This window comes from Streptosporangium sp. H16, from assembly GCF_051918855.1.
Taxonomy (GTDB): Bacteria; Actinomycetota; Actinomycetes; order Streptosporangiales; family Streptosporangiaceae; genus Streptosporangium.
Window position 1 is genome coordinate 178,550 of sequence record NZ_JBPXMD010000001.1, and the last position, 15,194, is coordinate 193,743.

Sequence of the window (15,194 nt, forward strand, 5' to 3'; positions counted from 1 at the left end):
CCACCCACCTGGATCCGGGCCGCTTCCACAGACCCGGATCCGGGCGACGTCCACCCGCCCGGGACCGGGCCGCGTCCGCCCGCCCAAGACCGGCTCGTGCCCGCTCGCCGCGATCTGCCCGGAATCCAACCCGGTCGGCGGCAAAATACCCGTCCGGGATTCGGCCAAGACACGACAGGGCCCACGCAGCGCTCGCCGCCGCGGCCGCGGTCCCGTGGTGCCATGACTTTATGATCAAGACGTCTCAGGCGGTGGCCTCGGCCGTGCTCGTCTCCACGGGACTGTTCCTCGCCGGTCTGTCCGGCGGCACCGCGCTCGCGGACTCCGAGCCCTCCGCGACCACCGCGGAGGGAAATCGCCCCCAGATCACGATCGTGGGCGAGGGCACCGTGTCCACCACCCCCGACATCATGCGTCTGGACACCGGCGTCGAGGTGCGCCGTCCCACCGCCGGCGCGGCGTTCACCGCCGCCCGTACCGCCGCCGCCGACCTGACGCGGGCGCTGCTCGCGGCCGGGGTCGCGGCGAGGGACCTGCGGACCGACGAGTTGACCCTCGGCCCCGAGTACAAGGAGTACCCCACGATCTCCGGCTACCGGGCCACGCAGGGCGTCGAGGCCATAGTGCGCGACATCGACGACGCGGACGACGTGGTGGAGGCGGCGGCCGCCGTCGGCGAGGCGGTCCGGCTGAACGGCATCTCCTTCGAGGTGTCCGACAACCGCGCGCCGCTCAGGCTGGCGCGCGAGGCCGCCTTCAGGGACGCCCAGAACCGCGCCACGCAGTACGCCAGGCTCGCGGCCCGCGGGCTCGGCCGTGTCATGGAGATAAGCGAGCAGAACGTCACCCCGCCGACGCCGATCCTCGGCTTCGCCGCGGCCGTCGACAGGGCGTCGATCAGCCCCGGCCGCCGGAACGTCTCCGTCAGCGTCAAGGTGGTCTACGAGCTCGAATAGGCCCCGCTCACGCGGTGCTCCCCCGACCCCGGGTACGCGACAGGTCCCCGGCACGCGACGGGCCCCGGCGGGTCACCACCCGCCGGGGCCCGTCCACGCTCAGGTCCGCCGACGTCCGCCGATGTCAGGGCAGGGCCAGCATCCGGTCCAGGGCGACCCCGGCCCAGTGGGCGGTGTCGTCGTCCACGGTGATCTGGTTGACGACCTGGCCGGCGGCGAGCGATTCCAGCGCCCACACCAGGTGCGGCAGGTCGATCCGGTTCATCGTCGAGCAGTAGCAGACCGTCCGGTCCAGGAATGTCACGTTCTTGTCGGGGAACATGGCGCCGAGCCGCTTGACCAGGTTCAGTTCGGTGCCCACCGCCCAGGAGGACCCGGCCGGAGCCTCCTCGATCTTCTTGATGATGTACTCGGTCGAACCGACGTGGTCGGCCTTGGTGACGACCTCGTGCCTGCACTCGGGGTGCACCAGCACGTTGACGCCGGGGATGCGGGCGCGGACGTCGTCCACGCACTCGGCGCTGAAGCGGCCGTGCACCGAGCAGTGCCCCTTCCAGAGGATCACCTTGGCGTTCTCGAGCTGCTCGGCGGTCAGGCCGCCGTTCGGCCGGTGCGGGTTGTAGACGACGCAGTCGTCCAGCGACAGGCCCATCTCCAGCACCGCGGTGTTGCGGCCCAGGTGCTGGTCGGGGAGGAAGAGCACCTTCTCGCCGCGTGAGAAGGCCCACTCCAGGGCGCGCCTGGCGTTGGAGGAGGTGCACACGGCGCCGCCGTTGCGACCGCAGAACGCCTTGATGTCGGCGCTGGAGTTCATGTAGGTGACGGGGACGGTGACCCCGGCGATCCCCGCGTCCTCCAGAGCCTCCCAGCACTCCTCCACCTGGTCGAAGGTGGCCATGTCGGCCATCGAGCACCCGGCCGCGAGGTCGGGCAGCACGACCTTCTGGGAGCTCGACGTGAGGATGTCGGCGGATTCGGCCATGAAGTGCACGCCGCAGAAGACGATGTACTCGGCGTCGGGGCGGGCCGCGGCCTCCTTCGCGAGCTTGAACGAGTCGCCGGTCACGTCGGCGAACTGGATGACCTCGTCGCGCTGGTAGTGGTGGCCCAGCACGAAGACCCGGTCGCCGAGCGCCGCCTTGGCCCTCCTGGCGCGCTCCACGAGCGCCGGGTCGGAAGCCGACGGCAACTCGCCGGGACAGTCGACGCCGCGCTCGCTGTGCGGGTCGACACCTCTGCCGAGGACGAAGAGCGGAAGCCCGGTCTCGGTGGTCGTCATGGCCACACCCCCTTATCGTCGAAGTGACGACTAATGATGACACACAGGATTGGGGCTTTATTCCGGGGGATGGGTTTTTGTCCGAAGGTGGATGTGTCTGTCGTCTCAGGAATGTGTACAGGGGGACGGGTGTTGGTAGCGTCTGAGAAGGACGTCATAAACAGACAGCCGTTCCCGGGGAGCGGCTGACGCAGACGCGGGAGTCACCAACATGTCGGTTGAGAGCAGCGAGACCACGGCGCAGGGCCTGATCCTCAGTTCCGCGGCCGCGGCGAAGGTCAAGAGCCTGCTGGAGCAGCAGGGCGAGGAAGGTCTCCAGCTGCGCGTGGCCGTGCAGCCCGGCGGCTGTTCCGGTCTGCGCTACCAGCTCTTCTTCGACGACCGTTCGATGGACGGCGACGTCGTCTCCGACTTCGACGGCGTGAGCGTGGTCACCGACCGGATGAGCGCTCCCTACCTCGTGGGCGCCACCGTCGACTTCGTCGACACCATCGAGAAGCAGGGCTTCACGATCGACAACCCCAACGCCACCGGCTCGTGCGCCTGTGGAGACTCGTTCAACTAGGCGAGCTCGGCAGGCGAGCCGGACCGGCGAGAGCGCCCGGCCCCGCGGGGTGACTCGGTCACTCCGCGGGGCTTTGGCGTGCCCGATCGGGGTAGCCCGTGGGGTAAGAGCGGGACGTGGGGAAGGTCGCGTATTCTTGCGTGGCTCAACTTCCCGTGCGGCTCAATCGCCCACGTTCCGAAGATGCAGACAACGAGGAGAAGAACCCCGTGCGCATCGCCGTCACCGGCTCAATCGCGACCGATCAACTGATGACCTTCCCCGGCCGCTTCAGCGACCAGCTCATCGCCGGCCAGCTTGATCGGGTTTCCCTGTCGTTCCTCGTGGACGACCTGCAGGTCCGCCGCGGCGGCTGCGCGGCCAACATCGCGTTCGGAATGGGCTGCCTGGGACTCAAGCCCCTTCTGGTCGGCGCGGTCGGCACCGACTTCGCCGACTACCGCTCCTGGCTGGAGCGCCACGGTGTGGACTGCGACTCCGTCCACGTCTCCGAGACGCACCACACCGCCCGTTTCCTGTGCACGACCGACGACGACCACAACCAGATCGCGTCGTTCTACACCGGCGCGATGGCCGAGGCCCGCCTCATCGAGCTCGACCCGGTCGCCCGGCGGGTCGGCGGCCTCGACCTGGTGCTGATCAGCCCCAACGACCCCGAGGCGATGCTCAGGCACACCGCCGAGGCGCGCCAGCGCGGCATCCCGTTCGCGGCCGACCCCTCCCAGCAGCTCGCCCGCATGCCCGGGGAGCAGATCCGCGAGCTGGTCGACGGCGCCGCCTACCTGTTCGGCAACGACTACGAGAAGGGCATGATCGAGCAGAAGACCGGCTGGAGCGACGAGGAGATCCTCGATCGGGTCGGCGTCCGCGTCACCACGCTCGGTCCCAAGGGTGTCGTCATCGACCGCAAGGGCGAGCCGTCCCTGCACGTCCCCCCGGCGCCCGAGCTCGGCAAGGCCGACCCCACCGGCGTGGGCGACGCCTTCCGCTCCGGCTTCCTGTCCGCCCTGGCCTGGGGCCTGTCCCTGGAGCGCTGCGGCCAGGTCGGCAACCTCACCGCCACCCACGTCCTGGAGCGTGTCGGCGGTCAGGAGTACGAGCTCGGCCAGAAGGTCTTCCTGGAGCGCCTCGCCGACGCCTACGGCGCCGACGCCGCCGCGGAGGTGGCCCCCTTCGTGAAGTGCCACCACGCCTGAGCCGCCACGGCCGGGACACCGCGCCGCCACCGCGCCGCCACCGGTCCACCGCCGGGCCCGTCGCCCGGCGGTGGACCGCCGGTACCGCCGGTACGGTCCACCGGCCGGGCCGCCGTGTCAGGTGCTCGCGCGGGCCGGGTGTCAGCCGCCGCTCGCGTAGACGCGGTGCACGAACTCGGCCAGCTTGTCGTCGGACAGCTTCCTGGCCAGGTCGGCCTCGGTGATCATGCCGACGATGCGGCCGTCCTCGATCACCGGCAGCCGCCGGATCTGGTTCTGCTCCATCTTGGCCAGCGCCTCCTCGACGCTCGCGTCCGAGGACACCCAGACCAGACCGGTCGCGAGGTCTCCCGCGGTCATCTGGGAGGGGTCCAGGCCCTGTGCCACGCACTTGACCACGATGTCGCGGTCGGTGATGATCCCCTTCAGCCGGTCGTCGCTGCCGCAGATGGGCAGCGCGCCCACGTTCATGTCCCGCATCATCTGTGACGCCCGGTCGAGTGTCTCGTGTGCCTCGACGCACCGGACCCCGGCGTGCATCAGATCTCTGGCCGTCTCACCGCTCATGCCGTCCCCCCGAACCATTTGGCGTGTTTTCGGGGGAGGTCATACCCAATTTCAGGACATGTCAGTAGTTGCGGCGCACGTGAATGGCCCAGCCGCGCTCCGGGAGCTCGTAGCTGCCCACGTGGTGGTGTGACTTCAGCCGGCACCAGGCGGGGATGTCGGTGAAGGCGGCCGGATCGTCGGCGAGGACCGCGACGATCCCGTTGCGCGGCACGTCGTTGATCTGCGCCGCCAGCATGATGATCGGGATCGGGCACTTCTTGCCCAGCGCGTCGATGGTCAGGGCGGGAGGCTGTGCCGATCCCGCCGGAGTGGTCTGGCCGGAGGTCATCACGTCTTCACTCCCCGAATGTTGATCAAAGCTTGACACCGGCCTCCTCGCGTATCCTCCGCACCGCGTCCGGCAGGAAGGCGAGGAAACGGTCGACATCCGTCGCCGAGGTGCCCCGGGGTAGCGAAACGCGGACGTTCCCGTGCGTGAGCACTCCCATGGCCTCCAGAACATGCGACGGACGAAGCGTACTCGCCGTGCAGGAGCTGCCGGACGATACCGAGAACCCGGCCTTGTCGAGTTCCGTCAGCAACGCCTCACCTTCCACGTAAAGACACGAAAAGGTGACAATGTGCGGCGCTCGTACGACCGGATCGCCGATGACCTCGACGTCCGGGACCAGCCGGGGCACCTCGGTCCTGACGCGGTCCACGAGCGCCGAGAGCCTGGCCGACTCCATGGCCGACTCGGCCACCGTGGCGCGCAGCGCGGCGGCCGCCGCGACGATCGCCGGCACGTTCTCGAACCCGGGGACCCTGCGGCGCTCGCGGTCGTCCTCGGGCAGCGGGGTGCGCCACCGGGTGCCCTTGCGGACCACCAGCACGCCGACCCCCGCGGGGCCGCCCCACTTGTGCGCGCTGGCGGCCAGCACCGACCAGCCGGGGGGCAGCGGCATCCTGCCCGCCGTCTGGGCCGCGTCCACCAGCAGCGGCACCCCCGCCTCGGCGCACGCCGCCGCCGCCTCGGCGACCGGCTGGAGCGTGCCGACCTCGTGGTTGGCGCTCTGCAGGCAGGCCAGGGCCGTGCCCTCGGCGCGGACCGCCTCGCCGAAGACCTCCGGGTCGACCGCGCCGGTGATCCCGACGCCGACCGTCTCGACCGAGCCGCCGTCGCGCTCGTGGACGCCCGCCGCGTGCAGCACGCAGGAGTGCTCCACGGCCGAGGTGACCAGGCGGCGACCGGCCCGCTGGCGGCCGCGCAGGGTGCCGAGCACGCCCAGGTGCACCGCCTGGGTGCCGGAGGAGGTGAACGAGACCTCGTCGGCCCTGGCGCCCAGGGCCTCGGCCACCTCGGTCCTCGCCTGTTCCAGTAACATCCTTGCCCGGCGGGCGGAGCCGTACAGCCTGGCGGGGTCGGCCCAGCCGACGTCGAGGGCCGCGATGAGAGCCTCGCGCGCCTGGGGGTGCAGCGGCTCCGTGGAAGCCGCGTCGAAGTACGCCACGTCCCCAATCGTCGCACCACGCGTGGTGCGGGCGGGGGCTGCGGGGGAGGGCGAGGGGTGTCCGCGCTAATGTGTCCCCCAGTGTGAAGCTGTGAACTACGAAATCTTGAACGTGAACAAACGACCGCCCAGGAGCGACTCCTGGGCTTCATCTGTGGGGTAGGCGATCCGTGAGTCCGACCCGCCGTTCTGCACGGCGTTCGTTGGCCCGCCGCCGGGTGCCACGCGCTGCCGCTCTGGCGCTGCTGCTGGTTTCCCTGACGGCGTGCAGTGCCGAAGACTGGTCCCGAGGGGGCCTGCCCGAGGGCGTCACCAAGCAGTCCGACGCCGTCCAGAGTCTGTGGAACGGCTCGTGGATCGCCGCCCTCGCCACCGGTGTGGTCGTGTGGGGCCTGATCCTCTGGTCCGTTGCCTTCCACCGCAAGAAGAAGAACTCCAAGGAGGAGCTGCCGCCTCAGGTGCGGTACAACCTCCCGATCGAGATCCTCTACACGGTGGTGCCGATCATCATGGTCGGCGTGTTCTTCTTCTTCACCGCGCGGGACCAGAACTACATCAACGAGATGTCCGGCAAGCCCGACGTGAAGGTCAAGGTCGAGGGCTTCCAGTGGAGCTGGCGCTTCACCACGGAGTACAACGGCAAGACCGTCCAGGTCGTCGGCAAGCCCGCGGCGGACTACACGAAGGGCCCGCAGCTGGTGCTGCCGGCCGGCAAGAAGGTCGAGTTCGACCTGCACTCGCCGGACGTCATCCACTCCTTCTGGGTCCCGGCGTTCCACTTCAAGCGCGACGTGATCCCCGGCGTGACCAACAAGTTCGAGGTCGACACCGTGAAGCCGGGCGTCTACGCCGGCCGCTGCGCCGAGCTCTGCGGCGTGGACCACAGCAGGATGCTCTTCTCGGTGAAGCTCGTTCCGCAGAACGAGTTCGACCAGTACATCGCTAGCCAGGCGGGTGCCCAGTGACCGCACTTAACGAACCCCTCGTCCTCTCCCCGGTGCCGACCCGCAAGGGCTCGATCATCACGAAGTGGGCGTCGTCCACCGATCACAAGATCATCGGACATCTCTATCTGATCACCTCGTTCATCTTCTTCCTGATCGGCGGCGTCATGGCGCTGGTCATGAGGGCGGAGCTGGCGCAGCCGGGTCTTCAGTTCACCAGCAACGAGCAGTTCAACCAGCTGTTCACCATGCACGGCACCGTCATGCTGCTGATGTTCGCGACCCCGCTGTTCGCGGGCTTCGCCAACGAGCTCATGCCGCTGCAGATCGGCGCCCCCGACGTCGCCTTCCCGCGGCTGAACATGGTCAGCTACTGGCTCTTCACCTTCGGCAGCCTCATCGCCCTGTCGGGCTTCATCACCCCGGGCGGCGCGGCCAGCTTCGGCTGGTTCGCCTACACCCCGCTGTCGAACGCGATCAGCTCGCCGGGAATCGGCGGCGACCTGTGGATCGTCGGCCTGACCATCAGCGGTCTGGGCACGATCCTCGGCTCGGTGAACTTCATCACCACGATCGTCTGCATGCGCGCGCCGGGCATGACCATGTTCCGCCTGCCGATGTTCACCTGGAACGTCCTGCTCACCTCGATCCTGGTGCTGATGGCCTTCCCGGTGCTCGCCGCCGCGCTGCTGGCGCTGGAGTCCGACCGCAAGCTCGGCACGCACATCTTCGACTCCCAGACCGGAGGCGCGCTGCTCTGGCAGCACCTGTTCTGGTTCTTCGGCCATCCGGAGGTCTACATCATCGCGCTGCCGTTCTTCGGCATCGTGACCGAGGTGCTGCCGGTCTTCAGCCGCAAGCCGCTGTTCGGCTACATCGGCCTGGTCGGCGCGACGATCGCCATCGCGGGTCTGTCGATCACCGTGTGGGCGCACCACATGTTCCCCACGGGACAGGTGTTGCTACCGTTCTTCTCCTTCATGACGTTCCTCATCGCGGTGCCCACCGGGGTGAAGTTCTTCAACTGGATCGGCACCATGTGGCGCGGCCACCTGTCGTTCGAGTCGCCGATGCTGTTCTCGATCGGCTTTTTGGTGACGTTCCTGTTCGGCGGGCTGACCGGCGTCATCCTGGCCTCCCCGCCGCTGGACTTCCAGGTCTCCGACTCCTACTTCGTGGTCGCGCACTTCCACTACGTGGTCTTCGGCACCGTGGTGTTCGCGATGTTCGCGGGCTTCTACTTCTGGTGGCCCAAGTTCACCGGCAAGATGCTGAACGACACGATGGGCAAGATCCACTTCTGGACGCTGTTCGTCGGCTTCCACACCACCTTCCTGGTCCAGCACTGGCTCGGCGCGCAGGGCTTCCCGCGCCGCTACGCCGACTACAGCCCGATCGACGGCTTCACCGACCTCAACATGGTCTCCTCGGTCGGCGCGTTCCTGCTGGGCGCCTCCACGCTGCCGTTCCTCTACAACGTGTGGAAGACCCACAAGACCGCGCCGCAGGTCACCGTGGACGACCCGTGGGGGTACGGCAACTCGCTCGAGTGGGCGACGTCCTGCCCGCCGCCGAGGCACAACTTCACCTCGCTGCCCCGGATCCGGTCCGAGCGCCCGGCGTTCGACCTCAAGCACCCGCACATCCCGGCCCGTGAGCTGGAGGAGAACCGATGAAGGTCCAGGGCTGGTTGTTCATCCTGTGCGGCGTCTTCTTCGCCGCCGTGGACGTCGTCTACTGGTACTGGTCCAAGGAGCCGGTCGGCACGACGGCGATGGCCATCTCGGTGGGCTTCGCGTTCATGATCGGTTACTACCTCATGTACACGGCCCGCCGGATCGGCGATCAGCCGGAGGACGACAAGCAGGGCGAGATCAGCGAGGGCGCCGGCGAACTCGGCTTCTTCAGCCCGCACAGCTGGTGGCCGCTCTTCGTCTGCCTGGCCGTCGCGCTCAGCGCGGTCGGCCTGGTCATCGGCTGGTGGCTCTTCCTGATCGGCGTGTTCGCGATCGTGATGAGCATGATCGGTTTCGTCTTCGAGTACTACCGGGGCAACTTCTCGCACTGACCCCGCGTCCCACCGCCGTCCGAGCGGGCCACGGAAAGCTTCCGTGGCCCGCTTTTTGGCGTTTATTTGGCGCCTAGGGTGGATGTCTTATGTGGTGAACCGCTTACTCCGGGTAATAACTGAATCAGTGGTTCAGTCCGGGACAGGGGAGTTCATGTGGGGCACGCGATCCGTGGTTCGAGCCAGGGAGCGGGACTGCTGACTCTCGCGCTGGTGGCCTCCTGCTCGGGAAACTCGGGAAACACCGCCGTACAGGGCGGCCGGACGCCACAGGCGTCGCAGAACTCACCCGCCGCCGTCGCCGCGGCCGTCGTCACCGTGGCCCCTCTCGACAGGGCCAGGGGCGTTCCCACGGACACCCCCGTCCTGGTCGCGGCGCAGGGCGGCACCCTGCGGCAGGTCGCCGTCAGGGCCGTGAAGGGCGCCAAAGGCTCCCTGCCGGGCGTTCTCAGCGCCGACGGTACCCAGTGGCGCAGCAGGGGTGTCGCGGCTCCAGGGGCCTCCTACGAGGTCTCCGTGACGGCCGTCAACCCGGCGGGCGCCGTCACCACCACGACCTCCTCCTTCTCCACGGTGAGGAAACGCGAGGCCTTCGCGATCGAGAACTTCATGCCGGGCAGGGACACGACCGGCCTGACCGTCGGGGTCGGCATGCCGGTGATGATCACCTTCGACCGTGACGTCACCGACCGGGTCTCCATCGAGCGCAACCTGTTCGTCCGCACCTCCAGGCCGGTCCTGGGGGCGTGGCACTGGTTCGACGCCCGCAACGTCCACTTCCGCCCGAAGAAGTTCTGGCCCGCCGGTACGAGGGTCCGGGTCGAGGCCCGCCTGGCGGGGGTACGCGGCGGCAACGGCCTGTACGGAGCGGCGAACAAGACCGTCAACTTCAAGATCGGCCGCTCGCAGATCACCCGGGGCAGCGTCCAGACGCACCACCTCACCGTGAAGCGCGACGGCAAGGTCGTCCGCGAGATTCCCATGAGCGCCGGGCAGGGCGGCAACTGGAAGTACCACACGACCAGTGGCGTGCACCTGGCCATGTCGCGGGAGAACGTCACCGTCATGACCTCCCCGGGCATCGGGCCCGGTTCCCCCGGCTACTACCAGCTGACCGTCTACGACACCGTCCGCATCTCCAACAGCGGCGAGTACATCCACGCCGCTCCGTGGTCGGTCGGCTCCCAGGGCAACTCCAACGTCAGCCACGGCTGCGTCAACGTCAGCCCGAGCAACGCCAAGTGGTTCCTGGACAACACCCTGATCGGGGACCCGATCATCATCACCGGCTCGCCCCGCGTCCTGGAGCCCCTGAACGGGTGGGGCCACTGGCAGGAGAGCTGGAAAGAGTGGCTCAAGTGGAGCAGCCTCAAGCACTTCAACACCGACGACGTCTGACCGGCGGCGTCCTGACGTCCCCTGGGAGCGCCGGGGGCACGGGATGAGTCCCCCCCTGTTGGCCTCGGCCGGGGAAAGGCCCGCAGAAGCCTTCTGGGGGCCTCCGCGGGGGCCTTGTAGCAGCTCGGGGGCAGCTCGGGGGCACTGCCGTGCCCGTCGTCCGGCACCACTCGGAGCCGTCGTCAGGTGACGTGCGGAGCCGTCGTCCGACTTCCGAGGACATACGAGGCCGTCGTCCGGCGTCCGGTGACATGCGAGGCCGTCTTCCGGTGACGCCTCCGGTGACGCGCAAAACGGAGGGCCCGGACACCATGCGGTGTCCGGGCCCTCCGGGTGGCGTCAGCCGTGGCGGGTCAGCGGGTCAGAGACTTGTCGTCTCCGGACTGGCCGACCGCCGCGTGCTCCCCGTGACCCGCGCCGATGGCGTCGTGGTCCTCGCCGTGGCCGTGACCGTGGCCGTCGTCGAGCGGGATCTTCTCGCCGCCGTACGCCGCGCTCATCTTGGCGCGCAGCCTGCCGAGCGGGCCGCGCATCCCCTTGGACGGGATGTCGTCGCGGTTCTTCGGGCCCGCGCCGTCTCCGGAGACGATCGGGATCGCCTCCTTGCCCCGCATGTGGGCCTCGATGGCCTCGTGCGGCGGGACGTGGACCTCGATGTACTCGCCGTGGGGCAGCCGCTTGATCACACCGGACTCCACACCGTGGCTGATGATCGCCGCGTCGCTGCGCTGCAGGCCCAGGCAGGTCCGGTAGGTGATGATGTACGCCAGCACGGGGCCGGCGATCACCAGGAACCGGCCCGCGTAGGTCGTCCAGTTCAGCGAGATGTGGAAGAACGCGGAGATCTCGTCGTTGGCGCCCAGCAGCCACAGGACGCCGTAGAACGTGACCGCCGACATGCCGATCGCGGTGCGGTGCGGGTTGTTGCGGGGACGCTCCGCGACGTGGTGCTCGCGGCGGTCGCCGGTGACCCACTGCTCGATGAACGGATACAGCGCCAGGCCCGTCATGACGATGCCCATCGGCACCAGGGCCGGGATCAGCACGCTCATCGCGAGCGTGCCCCCCGCGCCGCCGAAGAGGTTGAGCTCCCAGGCGGGCATCAGGCGCAGCGCGCCTTCGAGGAAGCCCATGTAGAAGTCGGGCTGCGAGCCCGCCGAGATGTCGGCGGGGGTGTAGGGACCGAACAGCCAGATCGGGTTGATCTGGGCGAAGGTGCCCAGCATCGCGATGACCCCGAAGGTGAACATGAAGTAGGCGCCGGCCTTGATCATGAAAGCCGGGTAGAACGGCGCGCCCACCACGTTCTCGTTGGTGCGGCCCTTGCCCGGCATCTGCGTGTGCTTCTGGACCCACATCAGGATCATGTGAGCCGTGATGAGCGCGAGCAGGATGCCGGGGATGAGCAGGATGTGCAGCGAGTAGAAGCGCGCGATGACGTCCTCGCCCGGATACTCGCCGCCGAAGAGGAAGAAGGTGATCCAGGTGCCGACCAGCGGCAGCGAGATCGCCACACCCTCGGTGATCCGCAGACCGGCGCCGGAGAGCAGGTCGTCGGGCAGGGAGTAACCGGTCAGGCCCTCGAGCAGCGCCAGCGTGAGCAGCAGCACGCCGATCAGCCAGTTGAGCTCGCGCGGCTTGCGGTAGGCGCCGGTGAAGAACACCCGGAGCGCGTGCACCATCATGCCGCCGATGAACAGCAGCGCCGCCCAGTGGTGCATCTGCCGCATCAGCAGGCCGCCGCGCACGTCGAAGCTGATGCTCAGCGACGAGGCGTACGCCTCGGACATGGTGACGCCCTGCAGGGGGCCGTACGAGCCGGCGTACTCGACGTGGCCCATGCCGGGCTTGAAGAAGAACGTCAGGAACGTGCCGGTCAGCAGCAGGATGATGAACGAGTAGAGCGCGATCTCACCCAGCAGGAACGACCAGTGGTCGGGGAAGATCTTCCGCAGGTTGCGCCGGAGGAAGTTTCCCGCGCCGATGCGGTCGTCGACGAAGGTGCTCGCACCCTCGATGGGCTTCGGAACGGTTTCGATGCTCATTACTGTTGGGCTCCGTTCTCACGGACCTCGGCCTCGGCGTCGCCGCGCTCCCAGAAGCTGGGACCGACAGGGACCGCGAAATCCGCCGTTGCGACGAGATATCCCTCATTATCGACGGCGATCGGCAGCTGAGGAAGCGGCCGAGCGGCCGGGCCGAAGATGACCTTGGCGCCGTCGGCGGCGTCGAAGGTCGACTGGTGACACGGGCACAGGATGTGGTGGGTGGTCTGCTCGTACAGGGCCGCGGGGCAGCCGACGTGCGTGCAGATCTTGGAGTACGCCACGATCCCGTCGTGCGTCCAGTTCAGGTTGGTCCCGGATTTGAGCTCCTCGGGACGGAACTTGATCAGGATCAGTGTGGCCTTGGCCAGCGCGTTCAGGTCGTGCTCGTACCCTTCGGGCACCACGGAGAGGATGCCGCCGGGGGAGTTGAAGTCGGCGGCCCTGATGGGAGAGCCGCTTCCCTCGACGAGGAGCTTGCGCGGCTTGCCGTCCTTGGTCTTCTCGCCCCAGACGGTGTGCCGGAGCTTTTCCGGGAAGTTCGTGTGGCTCGGGCCGAGGTCGCGCAGCAGGACCAGCGGGGCCAGGCCGAGCGGGGCGGCGGCGGCCAGCAGGGTGCGGCGCAGCAGCGGGCGCTTGACGATGCCGCTCTCGTTCGCCCCCTGCAGGAAGGTCTCGGCCACGTAGGACCTGGTCTCGGGGTCGGAGGCCATCGTGTGGCGCTCCTGGACCAGGTTGTACTTGGGCATGACCATGCGGACCCAGGTGGTCAGGCCCGCGGCCAGCCCGAGCAGGGCCAGGGTGAGCGTGCCGCCCAGCGCGAGGTTGGAGACCTGCGTCTTCTCGATGTCGCCGACCTGGAAGACGACGTACGACACCACGAAGCCGATGCCCCCCAGGAAGGCGACCAGGAAGCAGAGGGCGGCGTACCGCTCGCCCTTCTTCGCGGTCGCCTCGTCCTGCGGGACCACCCCGGGAACCTGGACGACGTCCGTCTTCCTCGGCTCGTCGCGGCCGAGAAGCGAGGTGCTCGCCGCCGGGGAGGGGGTGCCGATCACGCGCTTCGGCGCGCGCTCCTCCGGCTGCTCGATGTCGTGATTGTTGTCAGTCATTTGGCCTGTCGCCTCTTCGCGGTGATCCAGATGGCGGCCAGGGAGAGGAGGCTGAGCCCGACGACCCAGGCCACCAGACCCTCCGTGACCGGGCCGATGCGGCCGAGACCGGCGCCGCCCGGGTTGGGCTCCTCACGCACGCCCACGATGTAGGCGATCATGTCCCGCTTCTGCTCGGGGGTGATGATGCTGTCGTTGAACACCGGCATCGCCTGCGGACCGGTGATCATCGCCTCGTAGATCTGCCTCTCGGTGGCCTCGTGGAGCGGCGGTGCGTACTTGCCCTGGGTCAGGGCGCCGCCGGCGCCGACGAAGTTGTGGCACTGGATGCAGTTCGCGCGAAACAGCTCCCCGCCCTTGGACTTGTCGCCCTTGGAGGCGTCGACCTGCTCGTCGGTCGGGACGGTCGGGCCGCCGCCGAGTGACTGCACGTAGGCGGCGAGCTGCCGGACGGTGTCCTCGTTGACCCAGGGCGCCAGGGGCTTGCGCGGTGCCTGCGCGCTGGGGTTGGCCAGGGGCATGCGGCCGCTGCCGACCTGGAAGTCCACGGAGGCGGCGCCGACGCCGATCAGGGTCGGACCCTGCGCGGTGCCCTCGGCGTTGAGGCCGTGGCAGCTGGAGCAGCTCTGCTCGAAGAGTTTCTTGCCCTCCGCCACGTCGTCGGCCCTGCCGGACGCGATGGCGGCGTCGGCCTGCCGGCTGGGGGAGACCGCGAGCGCGACGGTGTAGACCCCGCCGATCAGGCCCAGGGCCAGGAGCAGGACGGCGTATCTCGCGAGGGGATGCCGCCGCCCAGCGGTGATCCTATTCACAGAGATCCCCGATTCCTTAGTGAATGCCATAGATGGTTACGAAAAGGCCAATCCAGACCACGTCGACGAAGTGCCAGTAGTAGGACACGACGATCGCGCTGGTCGCCTGCTCACGGGTGAAGCGCTTCGCGGCGTACGTGCGTCCCAGCATGAACAGGAACGCGATCAGTCCACCGGTCACGTGCAGGCCGTGAAAGCCCGTGGTCAGGTAGAACACGGAGTCGTACGCGGAGTGCGACAGCGTGTGCCCCTCGTGGACCAGCTGGCTGTACTCGTACAGCTGGCCGCCCACGAACACGGCGCCCATCAGGAAGCTGACGATGTACCAGAAGCGCAGCTTGGCGACCTGGCCCTTCTCTGCCGCCCACACGCCCAGCTGGCAGGTCACACTCGACAGGACCAGGATGATCGTGTTGGCCAGGGCGAACGGGACGTTCAGATGGGCCTCGGGCCAGGGCAGGCCCTGGCCGATGCTCACCGACCGGATGGTGAAGTACATCGCGAACAGCGCCGCGAAGAACATGAGCTCGGAGGACAGCCAGACAATCGTCCCGACGCTGACCAGATCGGGTCTGCGGGACGAGTGTGCTGTCGTCGTCGTTGAAATTGCGGATGCTGTCGCCACGGGCAGCATTATTGCGGCTCTCCTGCTCGGGTCGCCGCACGACCCCCCGATAGCGGGTGCGCACGTCCCCCCAAAGTGGACGTATGGGGCAATTCGCTCGCCGTCGGCTCCGGCCTGGGTCTCCGGACCGGCTG

General features: G+C 68.4%; 15 protein-coding genes. 7 read left to right on the plus strand and 8 right to left on the minus strand.

Annotation, left to right across the window (positions count from 1 at the left end):
• Nucleotides 1–230: 230 nt before the first annotated feature.
• The gene (locus tag ACTOQ2_RS00805) at nt 231–956 is read left to right on the plus strand and encodes an SIMPL domain-containing protein (protein ID WP_440097702.1); all 726 of its coding nucleotides are present in this window, start codon (nt 231–233) and stop codon (nt 954–956) included.
• Nucleotides 957–1,080: 124 nt separating this feature from the next.
• Here the strand turns inward: ACTOQ2_RS00805 and nadA are convergent, their stop codons facing one another.
• Complete coding sequence (nadA, locus tag ACTOQ2_RS00810) at nt 1,081–2,235, minus strand: quinolinate synthase NadA (protein WP_440081800.1); 1,155 nt, start codon at nt 2,233–2,235, stop codon at nt 1,081–1,083.
• A gap of 211 nt (nt 2,236–2,446) precedes the next feature.
• On the opposite strand from nadA, the gene ACTOQ2_RS00815 reads away from it, so the two are divergent.
• On the plus strand, nt 2,447–2,800 hold the full coding sequence (locus ACTOQ2_RS00815; protein ID WP_030910261.1) for a HesB/IscA family protein: 354 nt from the start codon (nt 2,447–2,449) through the stop codon (nt 2,798–2,800).
• A gap of 209 nt (nt 2,801–3,009) precedes the next feature.
• Entirely contained in the window at nt 3,010–3,996 is a 987-nt protein-coding gene (locus ACTOQ2_RS00820; RefSeq protein ID WP_440097703.1) for a carbohydrate kinase family protein, read from the plus strand.
• Nucleotides 3,997–4,137: 141 nt separating this feature from the next.
• Here the strand turns inward: ACTOQ2_RS00820 and ACTOQ2_RS00825 are convergent, their stop codons facing one another.
• From ACTOQ2_RS00825 to ACTOQ2_RS00835, 3 genes are all read right to left on the minus strand, one after another.
• The gene (locus tag ACTOQ2_RS00825; protein ID WP_440097704.1) at nt 4,138–4,563 is read right to left on the minus strand and encodes a CBS domain-containing protein; all 426 of its coding nucleotides are present in this window, start codon (nt 4,561–4,563) and stop codon (nt 4,138–4,140) included.
• 61 nt (nt 4,564–4,624) lie between these two features.
• Entirely contained in the window at nt 4,625–4,894 is a 270-nt protein-coding gene (locus ACTOQ2_RS00830) for a sulfurtransferase TusA family protein (protein WP_440065268.1), read from the minus strand.
• A 25-nt stretch (nt 4,895–4,919) separates the two neighbouring features.
• Nucleotides 4,920–6,056, minus strand: coding sequence for a cysteine desulfurase family protein (locus ACTOQ2_RS00835; RefSeq protein ID WP_440097705.1), 1,137 nt, complete (start codon nt 6,054–6,056; stop codon nt 4,920–4,922).
• A 218-nt stretch (nt 6,057–6,274) separates the two neighbouring features.
• Here ACTOQ2_RS00835 and ctaC point away from each other — a divergent pair, with 218 nt between their 5' ends.
• The 4 genes from ctaC (at nt 6,275) to ACTOQ2_RS00855 (ending at nt 10,466) form a co-directional block, all read left to right on the plus strand.
• A complete protein-coding gene (gene ctaC / locus ACTOQ2_RS00840; protein ID WP_440097706.1) occupies nt 6,275–7,021 on the plus strand; it encodes an aa3-type cytochrome oxidase subunit II in 747 nt (248 codons plus the stop codon).
• Complete coding sequence (gene ctaD, locus ACTOQ2_RS00845; RefSeq protein WP_440097708.1) at nt 7,018–8,676, plus strand: aa3-type cytochrome oxidase subunit I; 1,659 nt, start codon at nt 7,018–7,020, stop codon at nt 8,674–8,676. Before ctaC ends, ctaD begins: the two co-directional genes overlap by 4 nt.
• Nucleotides 8,673–9,068: a cytochrome c oxidase subunit 4 gene (locus tag ACTOQ2_RS00850; RefSeq protein ID WP_362676667.1), complete on the plus strand. Its 396-nt coding sequence runs from the start codon at nt 8,673–8,675 to the stop codon at nt 9,066–9,068. The genes ctaD and ACTOQ2_RS00850 overlap by 4 nt, the downstream gene beginning before the upstream one ends.
• 156 nt (nt 9,069–9,224) lie before the next feature.
• Nucleotides 9,225–10,466 carry an Ig-like domain-containing protein gene (locus ACTOQ2_RS00855; protein WP_440097710.1) on the plus strand — a complete coding sequence of 414 codons (1,242 nt, stop codon included), beginning with the start codon at nt 9,225–9,227 and terminating at the stop codon, nt 10,464–10,466.
• Nucleotides 10,467–10,819: 353 nt separating this feature from the next.
• Here the strand turns inward: ACTOQ2_RS00855 and qcrB are convergent, their stop codons facing one another.
• The 4 genes from qcrB to ctaE are packed head-to-tail and all read right to left on the minus strand — an operon-like array spanning nt 10,820 to nt 15,069.
• A complete protein-coding gene (qcrB, locus tag ACTOQ2_RS00860; RefSeq protein ID WP_440097711.1) occupies nt 10,820–12,511 on the minus strand; it encodes a cytochrome bc1 complex cytochrome b subunit in 1,692 nt (563 codons plus the stop codon).
• Complete coding sequence (gene qcrA, locus ACTOQ2_RS00865; protein ID WP_440097712.1) at nt 12,511–13,623, minus strand: cytochrome bc1 complex Rieske iron-sulfur subunit; 1,113 nt, start codon at nt 13,621–13,623, stop codon at nt 12,511–12,513. The genes qcrB and qcrA overlap by 1 nt, the downstream gene beginning before the upstream one ends.
• Nucleotides 13,620–14,435, minus strand: coding sequence for a cytochrome bc1 complex diheme cytochrome c subunit (gene qcrC / locus ACTOQ2_RS00870; protein ID WP_440097713.1), 816 nt, complete (start codon nt 14,433–14,435; stop codon nt 13,620–13,622). Before qcrC ends, qcrA begins: the two co-directional genes overlap by 4 nt.
• Before the next feature lie 16 nt (nt 14,436–14,451).
• On the minus strand, nt 14,452–15,069 hold the full coding sequence (ctaE, locus tag ACTOQ2_RS00875; protein ID WP_362676657.1) for an aa3-type cytochrome oxidase subunit III: 618 nt from the start codon (nt 15,067–15,069) through the stop codon (nt 14,452–14,454).
• Nucleotides 15,070–15,194 lie beyond the last annotated feature (125 nt).